Below are 23,092 nucleotides of genomic sequence, written 5' to 3' on the forward strand. Positions count from 1 at the left end.
TTCAAGATACATTATTAGCAGAATTAATACCAGCAGAAACATTAGATTTAGCTGCAGACTATAACGTATTATTAACAGCTGACAATGCTTCCGTAGATATCGGAACAATTACATTAAGCCAGTTAATAACAAACAATGCAAGCTTTACTATCGCTGGAATCACAGAAAATGGTACTATTAACTTAACAGTTAACGTAACAAACGGAACTAACAACTTCCAAGTAGCAACAGATGGTTTTAATGTATATATTATGCCATTAGACAGTGATGAAGAGGTTTCAGACGGTGAAACATTCGAAGTAGATGAAAATAAGAGTGTAGTTATCGTATCAGGCGAAACATCTGAAATTGTAGCTAATAATTCAATACCTGAAAATAAAACAATTAGTATTAAATTAAATGAATACAATGAAACAGGTACAAAAATAACATTGACACATAATATCACATTATGCAGAAATGTTACAGAAGATGAAAATAATATAAGCTATGTATTAGAACTTCCAAAAGATATAGTCATATCATCAACAAATAGTTCATGGAATAAAGAATTAATATTGCCTACAATTGTTACAACAAAACCTACTGTTGACGGCGCAAAATCCGTTGACGTAGTAATTAAAGTAGGTTCATATAATTCAACCATTAATTTCAGCAAACCTGTTAAATTAATTATACCAAATCAAAATGGTAAAAAAGCAGCTTTCAAAGATTTAGATGGAAACATTAATAAAATAACATATTACAGTACCTTAGATGCTTTAGAAACTGCTCTAAATACTACAAGTGAAGGTTATACCTATGTTGGAAACGATATGGTAATCTTAACAAAGCACTTCACTGAATATATTGCATATACCCAGGAAGACCCTGTTACACCAAGTTCGTCAGGCTCAAGCAGACATCACAGTAGCAGTGCTTCAGAATCAATAACTACAAGCAATTTAATTTCAAGTGCAAACATAGTTTATGCAAACTTAGACAAAAACTATGCAACAGAATTAAAGAGCTCAGTTAATAAATGTACAGAAGGATACACAATAAACGATGATACAATTATCGTAGGTGGTCCATTAGCTAACCCATTGGCAAAAGCATATATGAATGAATTTGCTGTATCAATCACAAATTCAAACCCTGGAGAAAATAAAGGTGTAATACAAATGATAACTGTTAAATCAGAAGGTGTTGGTATAATATCAGAGTACACCGTTGTATTACTCGCAGGTTCAGATAGATTTGGTACACAAGCTGCTGTTGAATACTTCAAAACACTTGAAGAAGTTCCCGAAGAACCTATTTACGTAGAATGGGTTGACGGAAAAGCAGTATTAGTTAAATAATCTTAAAACTTTACCTAAAAGTTTTATTACTTATTTTTTCTTTTTTTAATTTTTAAAATAATATTATCATTTAATTATATTATTGAGTATACTTTTAAAATATTTATTAATTTAGATTTATAAATTTTACTATATCTTTTTTATAAAAAGAAATAATATTAATTATATACTATATTAGTAAATTACATATTAAGTATATTAAGAGATGTAAAAATGAATAAATTTATATTACGGGTTATAACGTTTACAATAGGACTTTTCATCATGGCTTTTGGGATAACACTTTCAGTTAAAACTAATATGGGAATTTCTCCAATATCCTGTGTCCCGTATGTATACAGTTTTAAATTGCCTTTCACACTGGGGGAATTAACGATTCTTTTCAACGTTTTACTCATTATTTTACAAATGATTATATTACGTCGTAATTATCGTTTAATACACTTAGTGCAGTTGCCTGTTGTATTAGTTCTTGGTATATTCATTGATTTAACAATGTATATGTTTTCAGATGTGCATATTTCTAATTATATATTGCAAGTGTTATTATGCTTATTTAGCTGTGTTTTAATAGGATTCGGTGTTTTTTTGGAAGTAAAATCGAAGATTACATATCTGCCAGGGGAAGGGTTGGCGATGGCAATTTCTGACACGTTTGAAAAAGAGTTTGGTAAAGCAAAGGTTGGAGTTGACGTTTCAATGGTTGCCGTAGGTATTATAAGTTCTTTCATTTTTTTGAATCAACTACAAGGAATACGTGAAGGAACTATTTTTGCAGCCATATTGGTTGGTTTCTTTGTGAAGTTATTTAACAAAATATCTTTATCCTCAATTAGCAATAAGATTTGGATTAGGTAAACCTGTTTAATATTTTTTCTTTTTTTTAATTTTCTAAAATCGTAATTATTTGATATTATTTTTATTTTAAAATAGTATATTTATTAATTTAAATTTATAAATATTAATATATATTATAGAAAAAGGAGCTTGATAACTTAATATCAAACTCCTAAATCAGTTAGTGCAGGGAAAGGGATTTGAACCCTCGAACTCCTACGAGACTGGATCTTAAGTGCACCAGAGTTCAACATTTTATATAAATCTATAAAATGAACGTTAAATATTTTGTTAAGTTTTTTTAATTTAGCGACAGATTAAACCGTTAATTATTATTAGTTTTTAAGTTGTTTACGTAATTATTTTTATTTGTTAATATCCTTAATAAGTCGATTGTACCATATGCGACCGATTTATTCTTTAATATGGTTAACCTACCTTAGTATTTAGGGTTATATCGGTATATGTAGATATATTTATATATTACTTTAAACACATATTAAACTGTAATCTCCGTTTTGCCTTTTCTCCTCTGAGATTTTTCGATGATGAGGATGCTCATTTCCTAATATCTATCTCTATTTTTGTTATATCGAAATTTATGAATATATTATATTTTGAGGTGTTATTTTGATACATATTTGTCCTTATTGTATGAATCCTGTTCCTCACTATGATAATGATTACATTGGGGAACTTCAACCAGTAAACGTTGATAATGAAAATTTTAATTGTGGAGCTTTACAATCAAATGTAATTTTGAATAATGCAAAATGCTCAAATATTCAAGGATTAAAAGTAAACGGCGGTAAGATAGCTAAAAAGCTAAAACTTAACCAAGAACAAAAAGAATTATTTTTTAATAAGATAATTGAGATTAAACGAAAAAAGAACCGATTAAAAGATTATATTATTTTAGAAATCGCTATTAATTCGGTGATATAATGAAGAAAATTCTTTTATTTTTATTAATATTATTAAGCATTGCATCTGTTAATGCAACTGCTCCAACAATGCCTGTAAATTATACAACATCAGAATATAAAGTAGTTCTTGATGAACAAATGACTACTGAACAAACTACTTCTACATTATCTGTTTTTGATTATGTACAGTATGCTCCAGTAGTTTCGGGCATTAATGGAAGTACCATATATTTTGAATCTGAAAAAGATTTAGCACGTTTTTGTATGCATTTTACTCAATCAAATAAAAATTATGCATTTAATCATGAATACTCTGTTTTTATATCTGATAACCCAGTGCCTGTTTCTATAGTGTATGGTGAAACATACAGTTGTGGTAATGGGGCAAGACATGTATTGGTGAATGTAAATTCGAGTAAAATACAAACTGCATATGTGTTTGGTGCAGCTTACTGTGGTGGTTCTGGCGTTTCTTCTAATATGGTCTTAAACGGTAAAACTGTTACTAGTAGGGGTAGTCATGGTATGACGTATGGTTTTATAGATTCTCCATTTTATAAATCTAGCAACGTTTTTGATTTATATGCTTCTTCTTCTAGTTCTACAGGTGCTGGTGTAGATGGTTCTTTCTTAGTTTTTGATTCTATAACGTATACTGCAACAATGCCAGAACCCTCTGTAACACAAGATACTTGTACTCCATATGTTATTATTCCTCAAATGAATGTTATAATTAATTCTATCCCTGCTGTTTCCGTTTACGAAGGTGATAGTCTTTTAGGAACAACAGATAACGGCGGTTATTTAAAAATTAATTTACCCATTGGCGAACACTCTTTTAAATTTATAAAAGAAGGTTATTGGGATTATACTATTAATTTAAATGTTCAAAATGATACGACTATAAATCCTGAATTAGCACCTAAAACTTCACTATTCCATATTTCAAAACAGTTTGAGGAAAATATATATCCTAATTCTATTTCAAAAGTAAAATTAGACCTTGAACCTATTAAAAACGCTTACTCTACAAGATTAAGAGTTTCAGGGGCGGATGTAACCAAAGTATATTATAATACTCAAATATTACCAAAAACTACAGACGGTTCATATATATTAGGGGATATTTCAAACCCTCAAAGTTTAGAAATTGAATATAAAACTCCATCGTCTTGGGGTCAAAGAACATTTACTGTTGAATTAACTGCGACAGATTTGGAAGGTTCTGCATACACTAATTTAGAAACTATTAATTATGAAGTTTTAGAATTACCTTTCCTTTTAGAAATGCCTACTTTTGCAATAGGTAACAATAATGTAAAAATAACAGACCAATCTGGAAGTACTTATTCAGTATTATTATCATTATATAATTCTGAAGGTTCTGAAGTATGGAGTTCAAGTAACAATATTATAGAATATTGTGATTGTAGCTTTGAAGTTCCAATAACCGAACCAGGTAATTATATACTCGAATTAACTGCAAAAGCAGGAACTGTAAAATCTTATTATTCAATTGAGATAATAGAGCCTGTAAAATTAATTACAAATAAATTATCTAGTAATTTAGGAAAAGTAACCACTGCAAAATTTGCAATATATAATCCTACAGATAATGTAAAATATTATTATTCAACTTTAGAATGTCAATTTTTTAATGAATCAATTAATAAAACATTTTCAATTGCTCCAGGAGTTAATAAAACTGTAGAATTACCTTTTAAAGTTCCAGATAAACTTGACCTTGAAAATTACCAATTAAATTTAAAAATATATGATAATGAAAAATCAGAACCAATATGTTCTGAAGATATAATATTAACAATTTCTAAAAACTCATTTTTACCAATAAATATGGATTCTAATAATTATTTAATAATTTTAGGAATTTTAATTATAATTATTGGAGCTGTAATAATATACTGGAAATGGGGTAAAAAATGAATAAAATTCAACATTTTCAAATAATAAGTATTCTTCTATCTCTTTTTTTAATAACTCCTATTTCGGCATTTGAAATTGGAGGTCATGAATTTAATATCGGTGGTGATGACGTTGCAGCCACTGTGGCAGGTGCTGTTATAGGTGGTGCACTTGTAATCGGTGGTGCTGCAGTAATTGGTGTTACTGCACCCGTTTGGGCTGTAGCTGCTGGTGTTGTAGTTTGTGCGGTAGGGGTAGAAGCAGGATGGCGTTATTTAAATGGAAAGGATGCCGGAGACGTTGCAGTTGTAACAGGTGAGAAAAACGTAAGCAATACTAATTATATTAACAATACTGAAGCTTACCAAAAAATTGCAGGTTTTAAGCAGTATTCCGAAGAAGCATCTGCAAGAGATATTTTAGAATTAAGAAATACTTTAGATAGTTCAATCTGTAATTATAATTATAAAACTGAAGGTACTTTATCAGACGTCGTAATTAATATGGAAGGACCTGAAAAGATTTATGGATTTTCGGCTTTCCCAATTTCTGTTGAATTAACTGAAGCTATAACGGGTTCAGAAAATAAATCATACGTTGATATCGATTATATTTCCATATACTTGGTGGATTCCAGTGGTAGAAAATGGAATGAAAAAAGGATAAATGATATTCCTAAAATTTATAAAGATTGTGAAGAACATGAGTTTGACCCTCATAAATTATCATATAATGTAACTATGAAAGCACCTGACCCATACATTGGAAAGGCTAATTCTATGATTTCAAATATACCTAATAGGAATACTTTAAAAGAATTAATGGATGCAGAGGTCAATAAATTCGAAATAATTGTTGAAGTACACGGGGTTGCACAGTTGTATAAATTAGAACGTACTTCACACACAACAGAGGACGGACATACATACACCCGTGAAAGTGAAGAATTTGATAAAACTATTAATATAAATACTAAATTAAAATCTTTAGATGCTTGGAATAATGAAAAGAATGGTAAATATTATACTAATGGTGCATCTGCATCACTTCCTGTAGATTATATTAATAATTTGGAGTTAATCGCTTATGCTGGTTATTCTAACGGTGCAACATCTAATATTATTTCAAGAACCTGGGCAAGTTGTACCCACGTCTATAATTCAAGTTCAAAATACAGATTTGTAGCAATTGGACAACCTAACAACTTAGAACCAGTACCCGTTACTATAACTGATGATTATAGGGCAGTAGTTTTAAGATTAGATTCTAATTCTTCAACTTTAGTAAGTCAAACACCTGGAAACTTCCACGATATGGGTGTACACTCCGAGGTACAAACTGCATTAAATTATCTTTATAATAAAAATACTGAAACCTATGAAACTTATTTTTTAGTCGTTGCTGACGTGGATGACGGATATTCTAAAGTTCCTATTTGGTATATCACCAGACCCCTTATTTCTGTAATTAATAATCTCAAATATTCCATATCTGATGAAGATAGGAAAGAAATTGCAGATTTAACGGCTGATGGTTCAATATCTGAATCTGATAGAAAAAGGATTAATGAAATCATTGATTTGGCTGAAAAGTCTACAAAGCAAAAAAAGGACGTAGTTGAAGATAAGCAAAATTCTGGATATTATAAAAATAGTGACGCAGTGGATGCATCTAAAAACGCAATAAATGATTATTCTAAAGCTTTAGAATATTTGCAAAAGTCAAAAACGACTGATAATCCTGAAGATGTAAAAAGATATACTTATTTGTCGTCATCTTGCTATGAACCTGCTGGTGATTACTGGTCCCAAGCTGCTGAAAAGTATGAACAAGGATATACTGAAGAAGCTGAAGCACTTGCTAATAACGCTAAAAAATTAGAAGAGTTGGCTAAAGACTATGAACCTTCATTGATGTTCACAACAGGACAACAAATCATGGATAAAATACACGAATTAAAAGCAGGATTGGGTATTTCTCAAGTTCCAGATGCAGCAATAATTGTTATATTATTGATTATTTTATTTGGCATAATTTATTTAATTAAAAGATAATGAGGTGTTCTAATGGCTAAAACTAATTGGAATATGTGGATTATAAAGATGATAGCCACATCTTTGGGAGCTGGTGCAGTTTTCTGGTATGCAGGTCAGCACTCAATAGCATTAAATGAAATTATTACAACACTTGCAAGTGTCCCTTTTTTAATAATACTTTTAATTGAAGGTATTGATAAATTTGTAGATATGAAAGATGTTTTAACATCACTTTATCAACAGAGTTCTGGGACTACTGGATACATTTTAGTACTTGCTGGTGCAGTACTTGGATTTGCAGGTATTGTATGGGCTTTAGCTGGTACATTAACCTTAAATGTGGGTTCTATGAATCCAGCAATAATAGTAGTTGCAGGTCTTTTATCACTTTATATTCTAGCACCTGAAACTGGTGACGATGAATTAATTCTTTATATTTGGTTAGGGGCTACAATTGCAACAATGGCAAAATACTTTATTTTACTTCCATCGATTCCTGGATTGCCTGGATTAACTACTTAATTTCGGGTGATTGGAATGATTCAACAAATAATAGCAGTATTACTTGCAGCACTTGTAACTATTGCATATAATGAACCAATTTCTACCATCGGCAACATTTTGGGATTTTCAGAAGTGTTGGCGTGGGCAACCCCAACTGTTTTAATTTTGTTGTGTGTTTGGAAGTTAGCTTCTTCAGATTGGGGACTCGGTGATGCAATAGCGATAATTGTTTTAGCAACTCTTTCTATGTTGTATATTACTCAAAATATCGATAGCATACTTTTAGAAATCTCTAAATTACTGTTAGGTATTGGTACAGGGGTCATTATTGGTTATCTTGCAAAAGGTGGTAAGTAATGGCGATAGATACATCAACAATTTTAGTATTTTTTCAATCCCATATTTTAGAAATTATACTAATTGTAGCATTAATATTTATTTTAAAAAATTGGAAGTTGATTCTAATTTCTATTTTAATAATTGGTTTATTGAGTTATTTCGGATTTTTTGACAGTTTATTAAATAGTATTTTTCCAAGTACTGGGGTTATACCATTTAATTTTTTAAATAATTCATTATTGAATAATTCGATAAATCAAACATTAAATCAATCAATAATTAATTTTAGTTAACGGGGGTAAATTATGGCAAGAAATGTAGGTAAAATTAATAAAAAGAAAGGGGCGTTCTATTACGTTGATAAAGAGGGTAATGTAGTTGAAAAGTCACGTTCTGAAATGAATAAAAAGAAATCAAAAAAGAAATAGGTGATTAAATGATAAATAATAAAAATATTACAATCGGATTAATCATCGCATTAGTTTTAACCTGTGTCGGAGCTTATTGGATGGGTGGACACAGTGGCGATGGTGGCGGATTTTTATTCGATTTTTTAAAAAATAAAAATACAACAGATAATTCAACAAATAACGACACTAAAAATAATACATTAATAAATGATACTTTAATTAATTCAACAATTAATCAAACTACAAATAATACAATCAATTTTATTACATCTGCAGTATTTGATAATTCAACTAATAATTCAGTAATATCAATTGAAGCATCTTCTGAAAATATAATTGCATCACAATTAACAATATTTACAAGTTATACAAATGATTCATTTATTGAAGCTTACAGTTCTTCAGATGTATCATTGCCAAAAGTTGTAACATTGGCTGTAAATGCAAATAATTCAAATTTATATTATTACATAAATGTTGAATACAACAATAATACTTACAGAATTCCAAATGGAACAGAAGTTATTGAATTAAATTCTAATAATTAAGAGTGATAATATGAAAATATTAAAAACTCTTTTTTTTATTTTTTTAATTATTTTTATTAGTACATTTACTATTTTGAACATTCAGCAGTCTGAAGAAGATATTATAAATGAAAGAATGGAAGAATATGGCTATCCTTCATCAGGGTACATTATTACAAATAAAACCGTTCGTTATAGTGACGCTTCTTTTGTAATATTATCGAACTCACCTAAAAAGTATTCAATCGGTGGGATTCAAGCATTAAATAAAGCACGGGATTATTTAAATTCAGAATATAATCAAGAATTAGCAGAACATGACTATATGATTGATGTAGAACCTGAATCAATTGAAGAATATCGAGAGAATGATAATTATTATTGGATGTTTAAAATGAGATTTGGAAAGGTAGGAACCGAAGGCGATTTTATGGGTTATGTAATGGTTGATAGAAGAACGGGCCATTGTAAAATGGAAGGCTTATTCGGTTAATGGTGAGCGTGAGCTTATGAATAAAAATATAATAATATTATTAATATCGATTATATTAATTCAAATAATTCCAATTAATGCACAAACAACTAATACTAATCAAACTATGACTTTAAACGCATACGGTGCATTAGTGGAGCAACAACAAGAGAATATAACAAGTTTAGAAGAAGAATTAACTAAAAAAGATAAATTACTCGCTGAATATATATCATATAAAAAGAAAAATATTGAATTAAATAAAAATATAACAGAATTAAATAAGAAGATAATAAGCATAAAGACTGAAAAAGAATTCGTTGAATCTAAAAATAAAGATTATAAAGATATAATATCTGATTTAATTAACAAACAATCTAATGAAACAGCTAATAACTATGTAAATTCATACAACGATATGAAGAAAGATTTATTTAATTTTAAAATAGCTGGAATTTTTGGGGTAATAGTATGTTTAGTAATAGGTTTAATGATGATGAGAGCAAAGAAGAAGTACGAAATTCCATTGTAATTAATTTACAAGTACTAACTAAAATTTAGTTTTTTTATACTGTAACTACTACCACTACTACCACTACTAACGACCTATATGCCCTTCTTTTATTATGTTACTACTACCCAAACCCGGTGATTTGAGGGATTGAGGGTATGGCTAAAAATATCTACTCTTTATAATTATTAATTTGAATATAGTGATATTATGGATATAAACATGTTTATGGGATTAGGAAGAGCCGACACATCAAAGAAAAGAGACAAGACAAAAAGACATGTGAAGATGAGTGTAGGCGAAGCAAACCATATGATATTCTTAGGAAAATCAGGATATGGGAAAACTACACTAATGAGGGGCTTAGTTGAAGAAATAAATATCGCTCACAATATGGCAAAGATTCCTGCAATGATTATTGTATTGGAAAAGAAAACAGACCATACTAAAGCAGAAAAGATACATGAAATATATAATACGGAGACTGAAAAATCTTCAGACAATAAGATATATAAAAAATATGGGGAATGGGTTTGGAATTATATTGAAAATTATATTCAAATGCAAAATCAATATAAGGAACATTTGGGGATGATGGGAGATTTTGCTTTTGGTGTACCTAATATAATTGGAAAATTCTATAAATATGATGATAAAAATACATTTTTAGGACGTCAAGGCTTGCAACCTTATGTATTTCCAACAAGACGTTTTGTATTCAGACCAAGACGAAGGAAAGAATATATTTCAATGGATAATGGTTGGCATATGTGTAAGGTCTTTGATGGAAAAATACCCTATGATAAAATTCCATTCTCATTATTATCTGCATTAAGTAATTTGGGAGACCAGGCAATTTATGCTCAAAGATTAAAAAATATTTGGGAAGTTCAAGGAATAAAAGACCCTGATATAGTTAAAGGAATTGCATTGGAGTATGAAAATAATAAGTCTAATCCTTCAGCAACTTATTTAAGAATTGCAGAAACAATGTATCAAATAAAAAATGATAAATTATTTTCTAAAAAAGATACTTTATTTACTAACCTATCAACCGATGCAATAAACGTTATTGATTTTTCAAGTAATTCTGATTTAACCCATGAAGAAGAGTGTCTTATTTTTAAGTTTTTAGTAATGTATGCTATTAATTACGCATCACAGACACGAACACCTATATATTTTGTAGTTGACGAAGTTCAGAATATGTTAACCGATAAAAATGGACAATGGGCGGTTGATAAAATTTTAAGAGAAGGACGTTCTATGGGCATTAATTTAATTACTGCAACTCAATATATGTACGGTTTGCCTCAATCACTATTGATGGGAGCTTCACATGTTGGAATCATAGGACGATTAGCATCACATACAGACTGGAAAGTTTTAAATAAATTGATTGATGATTTTGAGGATTCGGTAGAACCACCAGACCCAGTTTCTACATATACTCAATATGAAGATTTTAAAAAGAAAATGAAATTTAAAGGGTGGTTTTCTTGGGATAAATCATATACTGATAGGATAGAATTCCGACAACCTCAATCTTTATAGGGTGATACTTTGGGGTTATTTAGTAAGTTTAAAAACAACTATTCAAAAAAAGAACAAGAATCTAATCAACAATTTAATAATAATACCAATAATAACAATAATAATCAATACACAAATCAGAACCAAGAGTCTGAAGAAGAAACTTCATCCAATCCACTACATAAATATCGAAGAAATAAAGAACAGAAAAATAAAGAGAATTTAATTATTAATTCATTAAAACCTTATTCGTGTACTCAAAAACTTATTTTATGGAACGATGGAGAAAAAGAAACTATTTATGGATACCCTGAAGCTTTAATTCCTTCTGAAACTGGTTATATAATATTGTATCGTAAACGAGCGATTGACTTTTTTGAAGAATTAATTATTAAATTAAGAAATATATTTTTAGGTTCCAAAGAACAATATAGAATTTTAAAAGTCCCTGAATACTGCATTCAAAAAGGAAATGAAGTATTAACAGTCTATGCACATAGTTTTAGAGTTATTAATCCATTAACTGAAGAAGTAATTCCAATAGAATGTAATGACCCACGACAACGAATATTTTGGGATATTGAAAGACAAAAAGCTGAAGCTTATAGGAATGCAATGACTAAAATTTTAGAGGATGAATTGCCTGTAATTTTAGAAAGAGCAATTGCATTAAATCCTACAATGAAAGCATACCAAGGTAGGGAAGGAATGAAAGGTAGAAAAGAGTCAAGAGCAAAAGAATTTTCCGGAATGGAAATGGGTTTTTCAGTATTTGATGAATTAGAGAATCAATTGAAAAAGGGGGCAGGTATTGATGAATAAAGTGAACATTCCACCAATGGAAGAAGTTATTAAAAAAAATAAAGAACCTGAAGCAATTGAAAATAAATTTGAAACAGTTGAAGAAGAACCTGCAGAACCTGAATTTAATATTCCTAATTTTAAAATACCGCCAATTAGTCCTAAAAAAGAAGTAATTGAAGATGACGATGAAGAAGAGAAAAAGAAACGAGGAAGACCTAAAACAGTTCAAGCTAAGATGGTATGTGCTAAAAGTATGCTTTTAATCTTTCAGAAATTACGAAAGATTCAATCAAAAACTTTACAAGACGAAATAAAAGAACTTGCAGATGATGCATTAATTGAATTAAATCATTTAAATCAAACTATAGATAAGGTGTTATAATGAACTTTTTAAACAGTATTAAAAGAAGCAATAACAGTATTGAGATACCAAACGAAGTAAAAGACTCAGAAACAAAGTATTCAGAATTACACAACGAAATAAAAGAACTTGCAAAAGATGAATTAAAATTATTTGAAAAAGATGCTTATTATTTAACATTAAATAAAATTGCTAATCAAAACGGCGTTAACGAAAGTGAAATATGGATTGATTATTATACTGGAAGGTTATCAACACATACTATCTGTATTACAAGATTATTAAGAATATTAGGACAAGATGCGAGTGTATTGGAAAATATACTAATCAATGAAAAGAATAGGGCTATTGAAGATATTAAAAGATGTGAAAACATTATGGATTTATTAAATACTGATAATATCAAGATAAAAAATACTGAAGAATAAATAAGGGTGGTAAAATGGGGTATAAAACTATATTAAACTACTATGAACGTTATTTAAATTTCATAGCAGTATTGATTATAATGATGGGTATATTTTATTATTTTAAATTAAATTATTTATTGGATGCAACTTTTTTAATCAGTTTAATATCATTGCTTTTAGCAAAACCATTAATTAATCATTATTATTCAAAATATCGAAGAAGTAATAAATTATTTAATTGGAAATTAAAAATAATATACAGTAACGGAACATCAAAAGTTTACACTCAAAAACATATTTATTCAATAAATTCATCCAGTGCAATTTTAGATGAGATTAATGAAAAATATAAGCAAGGTTTAACGATTGCGTCAGTTGAAGAAATAAAATAAATTATAATTTAAAATAATAAATTTAATATATGTTATGAAGCTAAGTTTCCATATCACTATATGGGGGGATAATTTGAATGCTGATGCAAAAAAATTATTAAGATATATGGAAGGAGCAGATAAACAATTCATAATTCCAGTATATCAAAGAAATTATGATTGGACTATTGAAAATTGCGGTCAGTTATTTAATGATATTGTTAGCATTGCTAAGGAAGAATATAATAATCACTTTTTAGGTGCTTTAGTCTCAATTTACCACGACGATGGTATTGGTCAGGATTATTTAATTATAGATGGACAGCAAAGAATAACTACAATATCTTTATTATTATTAGCCATATACAATTTAGTAAAAAATCAAAACTTAGAAACTAAATTTAATCCTGAACAAATATTAGAATCTTTTTTAATAAATAAATACACTAAATCTAAACGTATGAGATTAAAACCTATCAATGAAGATAATAGTGCATTTATTAAATTATTTAATAACGAAGAATCTGAATTTATACAAGAATCTAATATTACATCAAATTATCTTTTTTTCTTGGAAAGAATTAAAAAAGAAGAAGTAACCTTAGATGAATTATATACTGCAATTGGAAAATTGGAAATTGTTGACATTAAACTTCAAAGTAGTGATGACCCACAGTTGATATTTGAAAGTTTGAACTCAACAGGACTTAGTTTGCAACAGTCCGACCTTGTAAGAAATTTTATCTTGATGAATGAGGAACCAAAGGTCCAGGAAAAATATTATGAAGATTACTGGTTTAAGATTGAAAAAAATACTGGAAATCATATCAGCGACTTTATAAGGGACTATATAACATTTAAAGAACGAAATGCTCCAAAGACTAATAGAACCTACATAGCTTTTAAAAAATTTGTATCTCTTAAAGAACAAGATTATTCTAAAGAAAATTTATTAAAAGAACTCCTTAAATTTTCCAAATATTATAAAACAATCATTAACGAAGATGGGCCAAACGATGAAATTTCTAAAGAACTTAGTAATATAAATAAATTAGAGATCAAGGTTTGTTATCCATTTTTACTAGAGGTATTCGACGACCACGCCAATAGTATCATAAATGATGATGAATTATTAGAAATACTTAAAATTATTGAATCGTATTCATTTAGGCGCTCAATATGTAACGAGTCTACCGCATCATTAAATAAATTATTTATGACTTTAGGCAGAGATTTAAAGAAAAATGAGGATTATACGCAGAATTATTTGGACATTTTAAAATATGTATTGTCTAATAAAAAGTCAAAACAGCGATTCCCGAATGATGAAGAATTTAGTGAAAAATTACCCACTGTTGATATTTATGCGATGAAGAAAAAACTAATATATTTATTGCATACGCTAGAAAATTACGATAATAAAGAATATGTTGATGTAGAAAAATTACTTGCAAAGAATATGTTGACAATAGAACATATAATGCCCAGAACATTGACTAAAAGATGGAGAATAGCATTGGGTAGGGATTATGGCGAAATCCACGAAAAGTATGTGGATACAATAGGTAATTTAACGCTGACTGCATACAATAGTGAGATGAGCAATAAATCATTTAAAGATAAGAAAACTATGAAAAATGGATTTAATAGCAGTAAATTATCAATAAATGCAGGTATTTCTACATTTAAAAATTGGAACTCCCAGTCAATAGAAGAAAGAGCATTGAATATTACTAAAAAAGCCCTTAATATATGGAGTTATCCTACTACAAATTATATTCCAAAAATTGAATTAAAAAATATGTATTATTTGTCTGACGACTATGAATTTACTGGCAACAAAATAAGATCCTTCACTTATAATGGTAAAAAATATGAAGTTGATAGTTGGATTGAATTTTATCAGCGAATAATAGAAATCATATATTTGGAAAAAACCTCTGAATTTGAAAGTTTGCTATATGATACTGATAATAATGGTAAAAAACGTAATGGTAAAATATTATCTAAACAATCAAATACGTATACTAGACATTTTAAATTATCTGATAATATTTATGTAAATAAAAATCTTTCGGTGGATTCAATAATTAGCAATATAAAACAACTATTTAGAAAATGTAACATAAATTTAAATTCTATTACCCTATATTTAAGAGACTTGAATGATAATTAGTATTTAATAAATTAAAGGCCTAAAAAAATAGATATATTACTTCAACTACTACATTCTTTTTTAGTACCAATAACGGTCGTTATTGGGAATATTTTTATTTTATAAATTATTATTATTTTTTGTTAAAATATTGGTTCCAAAACTCGTACCAAAATCAAAGTATTTTTAGTAAATAATTTTATGAGTTTTGGGAATCTTTTTTATTTTATTAATTTATTATAATGTTATTGGTGATGTTATGATTATAGGTTATGCAAGAGTATCAACCAAAGAACAAAATATTGAAAAATATATTGATGAACTTAAAAGAGCAGGTTGTGAAAAAATCTATTTTGAAAAGATTTCTGGCGGTAAATCAGAACGTCCAGAATTCAATAAAATGATGGAAACTATTAGGGAAAATGATATTGTTGTAGTTTCAGATTTAACTCGTTTGTCTCGTAGTATGAAAGATTTAATAAATACTATGGAACTTTTTAAATCCCGTGGTGTTCAGTTAAAAAGTTTAAAAGAAGCTTGGATTGATACAACAACTGCACAGGGCGAACTAATGTTTAATATATTTTCAGCATTAGCAGAATTTGAAAGAAAACTAATAAAAGAAAGGACTAAAAACGGTTTAGAAGTTGCACGTTCACGTGGTAGAGTTGGCGGTCGTCCAAGAGTTGATAAAAATAAATTAGAAATGGCCATTAAACTTTATAATTCGGGTGAATGTACCTTAAAAGAAATAAAAGAGATTACTGGAATAAGTAAGACTACATTATATAGGTATCTAAGAAGTAATATATTATAGGTCAATAGCTAAATCAGTACGGAACGATTTAAGAAATTTATGTTGTGATGGCCATATATCTTTTAATTTATTTAAAATTATGTAGTTTTCCTTATTTTCTTCAAGTATGAAATATACTAGAATAGCAATTGGTTGTCTATATAGTTTATTTTTATGATAACCTGTATTAATATGGTAATCGTATTCATAGTATTTTATATCATCTAAATTATTGGTATCTTTTATTTTTATAAGTATATTATTGGAAATTAACTCATAAAGTTCTTCTATTATATATAAATTTAAGTTTTCAGAATAGTCTTCCTTAAATTTGTCCTTGTTTTCACTAGTTAATATTTTTTCATATATAATTTTAAGGTTTGATAGTATATCATTATACCTTTGATCCTTTTCAGAGACTATTTCATCAATTTCTGTATACATATCATCAACAACTTCTATAAGTGCCATACATCTAGCAACACATCGATCTGATTTATTATTAAGATTAACTGTTTTATATAATTTATCATGGGTAAGTTCACTATAAGAATGCTGCAATAATGTTCTAATTTGTATTTCACAAGGGGTATTTTTTGGAATAATGATATTATTTTCTAAAGTTATACTTTCCTTGTTTTTAACGATGTAATGGTCAGATTGGTAATCGAAAACTTTGGGATTGTTATTTCGTTCTTCTACAATATCTCTATCTTTACTATATTCCCATATATCTATTTCTTCAATAATTTTATTAATTTTTTTAATATCTTTATTTAATAATACTACGTATCTAATCCCTACTTTATCAGTTATTTGATTGTATGGATTCTCATAATTTTTGTTTCGATATAATGCTTTTTGAACAAGAGATTCTTCATTTTTTATGCGAACATTACATTCTATCTTCAAAAAAATGTTCAAATCAATCTTTTCTTTTATTAATTCTCCATTTATAGTATTTTTTACATAATCCCCCCAAGCTTTAAAAATATACTTTTCTTTTTTATAAATTGCTAGTAGTTCTTCTTCATTCATAATTATCCACATTATTATTTATTCAATTTTCCATTTATTTTAATAGTGGTATACTCTTCTGAGGATTCAATAATTTCGATGTCGGTAGATTTTTCCGTAGGGTATTTAATTTTAATGCCTGAAGAAAATTCAAGCGTAGTTGTAGATAATGTTAGTTGTATTGGGGCAGTATCTTTTGGAATACTGTTTAATGGATAACCTATATCATTAATCCCAATCATAAAGTCAGCCTTATATTTATTAGGTATATACTCATTTACAAAATCAGGGATATGTATTTCAGAGGTATTGGAGGATAAATAAGCACGTGCACTATTTTTAAGAGTTATTATTTCTGATGTAGATATGGTTTTTCCATCATTATCTTTTAGATTATTTATTATTTCAGGTATTTCTTTTAAAAATTTTTTAGTATATTGTGCAGGATCCTCTAATGAACATCCCAAAAAAGAGTCGTAAAAATATTTTGCAGCACCATTATTATCACTACTTTTACGAATCGTATCATCAAATACAAATGCTATAAAATCTTCCTCGTTTCGTATAGGTTCTCCCCTATTTTCGGAATTTTTATCGATAAACATTCCAACCTTATATAATTTTTGACTTTTGGTTAATAAAATGTTTGTAACATATTTTAACTTATTACTTTCATCATTATCATTATCATTATCATTATCATTATCATTAGCATTATCATTAGCATTATCATTAGCATTAGCATTAGCATTAGCATTATCGTTATATTCAAATCCATCATCTAATTCTGCTTTTATAATTGCTGAAAAATCATATTTGACACCCAATCCTGTTCGACCACTAATAATAATTACAATACCACCTGGCGTATTACTGTTTTTTTGAATATTATGCAATGTTTTTGCAATATTTTGGGTAGTTTCAATATAGTTTATCCAAAAATTTGGATCATTAATTCCTTCACGGGGTTTATTGTGTACATATGTGGCCAAATAAGACATTTTTTGAAATATGCTATCTTTCCCCGTATCTTTTATTTTTAAATCCATACGTTTGGATTTTTTATTTAAAACTGTTATTAATCGCTCTTGTAAATGACTTTTAATAGCATCATCCATATCTTCAAATTTGCTATTTAATATACAGCTATCTTCATCCTCATGTTTTCCAGGTATTTTGTGAGCAATTACTTTATCGATCCTAATATTTCTTAATATATCTGACATACTTCACCTTATTATTTTTAATCCTACTAATAAAAAGTGTTGTAACATATATTAATTAGTTATTAATTAACCATAATAAAAAGAGTTAAATATAATAATTTAGATTGAACTCTTTAAAACATTAATAAAAAAAATTAGCTTTCTTTTAACTATCTTTTCTAATTTATTGCTATAACTTATTTTTGAAAGTATGCTTTTGACATCTTTTTTGTCATATCCTAAATCTACTAAACATTTACCAACTTTTGTAAAATCTTTTTTTTCAGGACTATACTTCGTAAAATCCACCAAAATTTGTTCAATAAAATTTAATGACACAATATCTACATTTTCTGCGGTTATGCTTAGGAAGTATATTAGGGCTATTTCATCGTATCCCGGATATCCAGGATGGAGAATAACACATCGATCCTGGGAAATAATATACCTTTTAAGAATACTCCAAACGTCCGCTATGCCAAATTTATCCAATAATTTTTTAAAATTATCTGATATTAAATAATTTCCAATATCTAATAATATTAAATTTTCACATAATGGTATTATTTTTTTGTTAATGTTATAGTGCATATTATCACCATTTATTTTTTTTAATTATTACACGTAATATCTTCATAGAAAAAAACATTCTACAAATTGTAAGCTATATAACTAGTACGTATAATTTATAGAATATTTATTCGATACATAACATGATACTGTTAGGCCAATTTATAATTTAATTAGGATTCTATTAAATACGAAATTTAAAAAAGACAAAATAATACAATAAGACGTATAAAATTGTAGTAAATATAATCGCACTGTTGAATTCAACAGTAATAGTGTTAACCCATATAAAATAAGTTGTTTTTACCAATTACTGGATAATAGATTATCTTTAATTTTATAACTTGATAATAGCTTATATTTGATCAATTAGTTACTCATTATATTTTATTTTAAATATAATTGTAAAAAAGCATTATAATTTTGTATTTAATAGAATCTTATATATTACTTGCCCCCCCATATTATATAAATATAATCGTAATGATATTATCACCTTTAATAGTTACTAAATAAATTTATAAAAATAATAAAAACAATAAAATTTTAAACTAATTTTTTAAGTTCTTCATATAATTCTTTCATGGATTTACTGGAACCCTGAATTGTAATTGGCTTATATCCAACTGCATATATTTTAATCATAAAACTAAAAAGACTACCAACAATGATTACTGTTCCCATAATTATTGCAATAATTGGTATTAATATAAAATTTATTAAATAATATACTATTAATCCTGATAATATAACAAAGATACCGAAAAAAAGACCTGAAATAACCCATCCGTTGTATAATTCAACAGCAGTAATTTTATCAATCGAAACATAAGCTTTTTTAGATGAATTAATGCTTAATACATTATCTTCAATTTTAATTTTATATCTCGATAATACATCCGTATTTGGTGAAGTTTTTAACATATAAATCGCCTTTTTAATTATAAATAATAAAATAGTATATATATAATTATTAATTATTTTCTAAATAATCCCAATAAAAAGAGTTATATATAATAAGTTAGAATTCAAAAAAATGAATAAATATTTGGAATAATATTTGTAAGTATCTGTTTTCTATTTTGTTAGTTATATCTTATATTCTGGTTTTTCTTCAATAATTTTTTCATAGTATTCAATACCTTTTTCTGATATTTCATACCACTCTAGATAATTTTTTTGAATTTTTTCTTCGTTAGAGTCCGGAATTACCATAATTCCGGGGTTTAAAAGTTGATATTCCTGAGTATGCAAAAGAGCTATACTAAATTCTAGAAGTTCTTTAGCACCCTCAAACTGATCTTCCCTAATTTTTAAATTATTTAGTATATCACTTAATCCAAATTTTGGATTACCCTCCTTATACCGAAGCATTGCATATCTTAATATTGTTAATTCTGTAGCCCCCATTTCCATTTATTTCACCCTATTAAATATTTTAAAATGCTCATCTAAGACAAGACATATTAATATTTTTAATAGTTTGTATATGCTAATATCTATTAAGTTGTGATAAAAATGGATATTAATATATTTAATAAAATAAATATTTATATTTCTTAATAAATTAAATAAAAAAAATAAAATTTATAATTTTAAATTATTAATAAAAATAAATAATAATTAAATTATTAGGCTAAATATGACCACTCCTAGTAGTAATAACAACATTGAAACGTATTTATCACATATTATTTTATGGAAAATATTCATATTTGCCCACTGTTCAATAAACATATAATGAGATTGTGGTGAGGAAAAGTATATGTTTTGTAGGAGTAATTTTTGAGCGATACGATGTTCTTGACATACTGGGGACTTATCGAGGTAATCAAATATTGTATGCTTTTTACAAAGTATCTTTCCACAAACTGGACAAATGTATCGATTTTTGGCTTTTTCTCCGCATACTTTACAACAAGTTAATTCATTGTTTAATTCTAATACTGAAGTTTTATTTGTAATAATTTTTTGAGAATATTGATTCTGATTAATGTTTATAGTATTGTGATATGTGGGGGAGTATATTGCAGACGTTTTTTTAAGAAATATATCTTTTTTAAATGGATAACATTTTTTATTATAGGGTCTGTTGTTTTTACCTGTGTAATATACGATTTTGGTGTATTTTTTAATTATTAAATCTATTGCTTTATCTTCTATTTCTTTTTGAGAGAATTCAAAAGGTTTTAGATCTTTTAAATCATTTTCAGGAATTTTTATAAGTTTTGAGTTTTCATCATATATCATCTCGATATCTTCACAAGCTGCTCCAGAAACTCCATCCAATACAATTTTTTTATTCTTTTCATTCACCCTATAGATACAACCAACCATAGTTGAAGTACTTGAGTCTACGCTATAAGGAACAAAAAAATAAGGATGGTACGTTCTAAGGCATTTAATATCATATTGAACTTTTTCAATTCCTGTAATATTTTTTAAGTTATTAAGTGCATAATTAAACTGTTCTTCTTCAGAAATATTTTCAAAGGTTAAATCACTATTGATTTGTATTTTACCATTCTTTACAATGATGTTTGAAGCTTTACATCTTTTAATTAGTTCTTTTCCGTCAATTAATTCTAATTCCATAGTTTCGGAATACATATTATTTATTTCTTCAGTATATTCAATAGCACCTTTTGTAAATGTTCCTGAAGTTACTATCATACCTTTAATATACTGGCTATCACCGAGCTCGTGTAATAGTGCACCTTGTAATTTTTGAACTACGGGTCTTCCAACACTTTTTTGGTGCTTGCATTCTACAACAACGGGGTATTTAAATTTTTTACCCTTTTTTGACTTTGCTATAATGTCTTTACCTTTATCGTTGCTTCTTTGGGTTACAACTACATCTTCATAGTTATTATGTCTTAATATTTGTGCAACAAATTCTTCAAACTCATAACCATCTAAACTATCTAAATTATAGTATCCTTTTTTATTACTCATATAATTCCCCTGGCGTGTAGTTAATAGGTATATAATACTCTTATCATTAAATAATTAATATAATGGACTTGTATATAATAAATTAGCAACCATAAAATATAAATATTTGTATAATTATTTTAAAATTTAAAAGAAGAAGTTAAAAATAAAAATTAATGTTAACTTTTACAAAATAGCAGGTATTATTTTTTTATAGTAATATTGGAATCTTTAGTATCTCCAATTACTATTCCAGAATTATTTATAACTTTATTTTTAGAATTATCGATTATATTTTCATTTTCACAATTTGTATTATCTAAATTTTCAATTTTATTAATTTGACCGTAAACTTTCAATACTTCTTTTCCTTTTTTACTTATTGAATAATACGCTTTTGGAACTAAAATATCTTTATCTTCCCAGCGTTTACAAATTAAACCCTGTTCTAATAATCCATTTAATAATTCGCTTAAATTTCTCGAATTTATATTTAATTTCTTTTTTATTGCATTAAAGTGGATTTCTCCTTCATTTATACACTTTAATATTTCTTTCACGTGCTTTTTAGATATTAATTTTAACATTTTATAACCTTTTATAAGCTTAATAATATCAAATCTATAAATCAAAATATATATACATCAAGTTGTTAAATAACAACTAATTACAAATAATAACATTTATATAGTTCTATAATTATACAATTAATTGTAATAAAACAACTACTTGTATTATGATTTTAGAGGTGACTTATGGCAAATACTGCTAAACTCGATACTGATGTATATTGGGGCATTATATCCCCACACGGTAATTCAGCGAGATTTTCTTTACCTAAGGTCGAATTGGGTAAGGAAGCTATCTTAATAATCTTGCCAGATAATGAATCCATTAAAGAAAAAATAATCGGTTCATTGGTAAGTATTGAGGGTCAATAATGATTATCTTAGATGAAAAATTAGTAAAACCTTACGGAACAGGTGCTAAAATAAATCTGTCTCGTAAGTACTTAAGGAAACGTGCAATAACAATAATTATCGAAGATGAAGAAGATTCAGAGAATTTAAATGAATTATTTTCTAAAAATAATATTTTTTAAAAG

General features: G+C 27.4%; 27 protein-coding genes. 20 read left to right on the forward strand and 7 right to left on the reverse strand.

Annotated elements, in window-relative coordinates; translation table 11 throughout:
- The 18 genes from J3E06_RS02555 to J3E06_RS02640 all read left to right on the forward strand — a co-directional run.
- A partial coding sequence (locus J3E06_RS02555) for an S-layer protein (protein WP_259163851.1) occupies positions 1 to 1,343 on the forward strand: 1,343 nt, incomplete at its 5' end.
- Between the two features lie 213 nt (positions 1,344 to 1,556).
- Positions 1,557 to 2,201 carry a YczE/YyaS/YitT family protein gene (locus tag J3E06_RS02560; RefSeq protein WP_013180899.1) on the forward strand — a complete coding sequence of 215 codons (645 nt, stop codon included), beginning with the start codon at positions 1,557 to 1,559 and terminating at the stop codon, positions 2,199 to 2,201.
- A 609-nt stretch (positions 2,202 to 2,810) separates the two neighbouring features.
- A complete protein-coding gene (locus J3E06_RS02565) occupies positions 2,811 to 3,125 on the forward strand; it encodes a hypothetical protein (RefSeq protein ID WP_013180900.1) in 315 nt (104 codons plus the stop codon).
- The gene (locus J3E06_RS02570) at positions 3,125 to 5,050 is read left to right on the forward strand and encodes a hypothetical protein (protein WP_013180901.1); all 1,926 of its coding nucleotides are present in this window, start codon (positions 3,125 to 3,127) and stop codon (positions 5,048 to 5,050) included. The genes J3E06_RS02565 and J3E06_RS02570 overlap by 1 nt, the downstream gene beginning before the upstream one ends.
- Positions 5,047 to 7,083, forward strand: coding sequence for a hypothetical protein (locus tag J3E06_RS02575; RefSeq protein WP_013180902.1), 2,037 nt, complete (start codon positions 5,047 to 5,049; stop codon positions 7,081 to 7,083). Before J3E06_RS02570 ends, J3E06_RS02575 begins: the two co-directional genes overlap by 4 nt.
- Positions 7,084 to 7,095: 12 nt before the next feature.
- Positions 7,096 to 7,587, forward strand: coding sequence for a hypothetical protein (locus J3E06_RS02580; protein ID WP_013180903.1), 492 nt, complete (start codon positions 7,096 to 7,098; stop codon positions 7,585 to 7,587).
- Between the two features lie 15 nt (positions 7,588 to 7,602).
- Positions 7,603 to 7,926, forward strand: coding sequence for a hypothetical protein (locus J3E06_RS02585; protein WP_013180904.1), 324 nt, complete (start codon positions 7,603 to 7,605; stop codon positions 7,924 to 7,926).
- Between the two features lie 287 nt (positions 7,927 to 8,213).
- Positions 8,214 to 8,336 carry a hypothetical protein gene (locus J3E06_RS02590; RefSeq protein ID WP_013180906.1) on the forward strand — a complete coding sequence of 41 codons (123 nt, stop codon included), beginning with the start codon at positions 8,214 to 8,216 and terminating at the stop codon, positions 8,334 to 8,336.
- 8 nt (positions 8,337 to 8,344) lie between these two features.
- Entirely contained in the window at positions 8,345 to 8,866 is a 522-nt protein-coding gene (locus J3E06_RS02595; protein WP_013180907.1) for a hypothetical protein, read from the forward strand.
- A gap of 73 nt (positions 8,867 to 8,939) precedes the next feature.
- Positions 8,940 to 9,338, forward strand: coding sequence for a hypothetical protein (locus J3E06_RS02600; protein ID WP_259163860.1), 399 nt, complete (start codon positions 8,940 to 8,942; stop codon positions 9,336 to 9,338).
- Entirely contained in the window at positions 9,292 to 9,849 is a 558-nt protein-coding gene (locus tag J3E06_RS02605) for a hypothetical protein (RefSeq protein WP_157209414.1), read from the forward strand. Before J3E06_RS02600 ends, J3E06_RS02605 begins: the two co-directional genes overlap by 47 nt.
- 189 nt (positions 9,850 to 10,038) lie before the next feature.
- A complete protein-coding gene (locus J3E06_RS02610) occupies positions 10,039 to 11,382 on the forward strand; it encodes an ATPase AAA (RefSeq protein WP_048187254.1) in 1,344 nt (447 codons plus the stop codon).
- A gap of 9 nt (positions 11,383 to 11,391) precedes the next feature.
- The gene (locus tag J3E06_RS02615) at positions 11,392 to 12,183 is read left to right on the forward strand and encodes a hypothetical protein (RefSeq protein WP_013180911.1); all 792 of its coding nucleotides are present in this window, start codon (positions 11,392 to 11,394) and stop codon (positions 12,181 to 12,183) included.
- On the forward strand, positions 12,176 to 12,547 hold the full coding sequence (locus J3E06_RS02620; RefSeq protein WP_013180912.1) for a hypothetical protein: 372 nt from the start codon (positions 12,176 to 12,178) through the stop codon (positions 12,545 to 12,547). The genes J3E06_RS02615 and J3E06_RS02620 overlap by 8 nt, the downstream gene beginning before the upstream one ends.
- The gene (locus J3E06_RS02625) at positions 12,547 to 12,954 is read left to right on the forward strand and encodes a hypothetical protein (protein ID WP_013180913.1); all 408 of its coding nucleotides are present in this window, start codon (positions 12,547 to 12,549) and stop codon (positions 12,952 to 12,954) included. The genes J3E06_RS02620 and J3E06_RS02625 overlap by 1 nt, the downstream gene beginning before the upstream one ends.
- 14 nt (positions 12,955 to 12,968) lie before the next feature.
- Complete coding sequence (locus J3E06_RS02630; protein WP_013180914.1) at positions 12,969 to 13,328, forward strand: hypothetical protein; 360 nt, start codon at positions 12,969 to 12,971, stop codon at positions 13,326 to 13,328.
- A gap of 73 nt (positions 13,329 to 13,401) precedes the next feature.
- On the forward strand, positions 13,402 to 15,483 hold the full coding sequence (locus J3E06_RS02635) for a DUF262 domain-containing protein (RefSeq protein ID WP_013180915.1): 2,082 nt from the start codon (positions 13,402 to 13,404) through the stop codon (positions 15,481 to 15,483).
- 238 nt (positions 15,484 to 15,721) lie between these two features.
- Positions 15,722 to 16,279 carry a recombinase family protein gene (locus tag J3E06_RS02640; protein ID WP_013180916.1) on the forward strand — a complete coding sequence of 186 codons (558 nt, stop codon included), beginning with the start codon at positions 15,722 to 15,724 and terminating at the stop codon, positions 16,277 to 16,279.
- Here J3E06_RS02640 and J3E06_RS02645 read toward each other — a convergent pair.
- The 7 genes from J3E06_RS02645 to J3E06_RS02675 all read right to left on the reverse strand — a co-directional run bounded on the left by J3E06_RS02645 (position 16,274) and on the right by J3E06_RS02675 (position 22,574).
- The gene (locus tag J3E06_RS02645; protein WP_013180917.1) at positions 16,274 to 17,296 is read right to left on the reverse strand and encodes a (p)ppGpp synthetase; all 1,023 of its coding nucleotides are present in this window, start codon (positions 17,294 to 17,296) and stop codon (positions 16,274 to 16,276) included. The two genes, J3E06_RS02640 and J3E06_RS02645, sit on opposite strands and share 6 nt — an antisense overlap.
- 14 nt (positions 17,297 to 17,310) lie before the next feature.
- Positions 17,311 to 18,501: a hypothetical protein gene (locus J3E06_RS02650; protein ID WP_013180918.1), complete on the reverse strand. Its 1,191-nt coding sequence runs from the start codon at positions 18,499 to 18,501 to the stop codon at positions 17,311 to 17,313.
- A gap of 99 nt (positions 18,502 to 18,600) precedes the next feature.
- On the reverse strand, positions 18,601 to 19,071 hold the full coding sequence (locus J3E06_RS02655) for a hypothetical protein (protein ID WP_013180919.1): 471 nt from the start codon (positions 19,069 to 19,071) through the stop codon (positions 18,601 to 18,603).
- Positions 19,072 to 19,596: 525 nt separating this feature from the next.
- On the reverse strand, positions 19,597 to 19,974 hold the full coding sequence (locus J3E06_RS02660) for a hypothetical protein (RefSeq protein ID WP_013180920.1): 378 nt from the start codon (positions 19,972 to 19,974) through the stop codon (positions 19,597 to 19,599).
- 165 nt (positions 19,975 to 20,139) lie between these two features.
- Positions 20,140 to 20,466: a hypothetical protein gene (locus tag J3E06_RS02665; protein WP_013180921.1), complete on the reverse strand. Its 327-nt coding sequence runs from the start codon at positions 20,464 to 20,466 to the stop codon at positions 20,140 to 20,142.
- A 207-nt stretch (positions 20,467 to 20,673) separates the two neighbouring features.
- The gene (locus J3E06_RS02670; RefSeq protein ID WP_013180922.1) at positions 20,674 to 22,008 is read right to left on the reverse strand and encodes a restriction endonuclease; all 1,335 of its coding nucleotides are present in this window, start codon (positions 22,006 to 22,008) and stop codon (positions 20,674 to 20,676) included.
- A gap of 182 nt (positions 22,009 to 22,190) precedes the next feature.
- On the reverse strand, positions 22,191 to 22,574 hold the full coding sequence (locus J3E06_RS02675) for a winged helix-turn-helix domain-containing protein (RefSeq protein WP_013180923.1): 384 nt from the start codon (positions 22,572 to 22,574) through the stop codon (positions 22,191 to 22,193).
- Positions 22,575 to 22,742: 168 nt separating this feature from the next.
- Here J3E06_RS02675 and J3E06_RS02680 point away from each other — a divergent pair, with 168 nt between their 5' ends.
- Together J3E06_RS02680 and J3E06_RS02685 are read left to right on the forward strand one after the other, a co-directional pair.
- Positions 22,743 to 22,928 carry a DUF2080 family transposase-associated protein gene (locus J3E06_RS02680; protein WP_013180924.1) on the forward strand — a complete coding sequence of 62 codons (186 nt, stop codon included), beginning with the start codon at positions 22,743 to 22,745 and terminating at the stop codon, positions 22,926 to 22,928.
- Positions 22,928 to 23,089 carry a DUF2080 family transposase-associated protein gene (locus tag J3E06_RS02685; protein ID WP_013180925.1) on the forward strand — a complete coding sequence of 54 codons (162 nt, stop codon included), beginning with the start codon at positions 22,928 to 22,930 and terminating at the stop codon, positions 23,087 to 23,089. The genes J3E06_RS02680 and J3E06_RS02685 overlap by 1 nt, the downstream gene beginning before the upstream one ends.
- The last annotated feature ends 3 nt before the right edge of the window (positions 23,090 to 23,092 follow it).

Origin of the sequence: Methanococcus voltae, assembly GCF_024807655.1 — an archaeon.
GTDB classification, from domain to species: Archaea; AGJL01; Methanococci; order Methanococcales; family Methanococcaceae; genus Methanococcus; species Methanococcus voltae_D.

Coding starts and splice junctions, on each gene's coding strand:
- J3E06_RS02560 (WP_013180899.1), top strand. CDS start 1,557: ATGAATAAATTTATATTACGGGTTATAACGTTTACAATAGGACTTTTC.
- J3E06_RS02570 (WP_013180901.1), top strand. CDS start 3,125: ATGAAGAAAATTCTTTTATTTTTATTAATATTATTAAGCATTGCATCT.
- J3E06_RS02575 (WP_013180902.1), top strand. CDS start 5,047: ATGAATAAAATTCAACATTTTCAAATAATAAGTATTCTTCTATCTCTT.
- J3E06_RS02580 (WP_013180903.1), top strand. CDS start 7,096: ATGGCTAAAACTAATTGGAATATGTGGATTATAAAGATGATAGCCACA.
- J3E06_RS02585 (WP_013180904.1), top strand. CDS start 7,603: ATGATTCAACAAATAATAGCAGTATTACTTGCAGCACTTGTAACTATT.
- J3E06_RS02590 (WP_013180906.1), top strand. CDS start 8,214: ATGGCAAGAAATGTAGGTAAAATTAATAAAAAGAAAGGGGCGTTCTAT.
- J3E06_RS02595 (WP_013180907.1), top strand. CDS start 8,345: ATGATAAATAATAAAAATATTACAATCGGATTAATCATCGCATTAGTT.
- J3E06_RS02610 (WP_048187254.1), top strand. CDS start 10,039: ATGGATATAAACATGTTTATGGGATTAGGAAGAGCCGACACATCAAAG.
- J3E06_RS02620 (WP_013180912.1), top strand. CDS start 12,176: ATGAATAAAGTGAACATTCCACCAATGGAAGAAGTTATTAAAAAAAAT.
- J3E06_RS02625 (WP_013180913.1), top strand. CDS start 12,547: ATGAACTTTTTAAACAGTATTAAAAGAAGCAATAACAGTATTGAGATA.
- J3E06_RS02630 (WP_013180914.1), top strand. CDS start 12,969: ATGGGGTATAAAACTATATTAAACTACTATGAACGTTATTTAAATTTC.
- J3E06_RS02640 (WP_013180916.1), top strand. CDS start 15,722: ATGATTATAGGTTATGCAAGAGTATCAACCAAAGAACAAAATATTGAA.
- J3E06_RS02645 (WP_013180917.1), bottom strand. CDS start 17,296: ATGAATGAAGAAGAACTACTAGCAATTTATAAAAAAGAAAAGTATATT.
- J3E06_RS02650 (WP_013180918.1), bottom strand. CDS start 18,501: ATGTCAGATATATTAAGAAATATTAGGATCGATAAAGTAATTGCTCAC.
- J3E06_RS02655 (WP_013180919.1), bottom strand. CDS start 19,071: ATGCACTATAACATTAACAAAAAAATAATACCATTATGTGAAAATTTA.
- J3E06_RS02660 (WP_013180920.1), bottom strand. CDS start 19,974: ATGTTAAAAACTTCACCAAATACGGATGTATTATCGAGATATAAAATT.
- J3E06_RS02665 (WP_013180921.1), bottom strand. CDS start 20,466: ATGGAAATGGGGGCTACAGAATTAACAATATTAAGATATGCAATGCTT.
- J3E06_RS02670 (WP_013180922.1), bottom strand. CDS start 22,008: ATGAGTAATAAAAAAGGATACTATAATTTAGATAGTTTAGATGGTTAT.
- J3E06_RS02675 (WP_013180923.1), bottom strand. CDS start 22,574: ATGTTAAAATTAATATCTAAAAAGCACGTGAAAGAAATATTAAAGTGT.
- J3E06_RS02680 (WP_013180924.1), top strand. CDS start 22,743: ATGGCAAATACTGCTAAACTCGATACTGATGTATATTGGGGCATTATA.
- J3E06_RS02685 (WP_013180925.1), top strand. CDS start 22,928: ATGATTATCTTAGATGAAAAATTAGTAAAACCTTACGGAACAGGTGCT.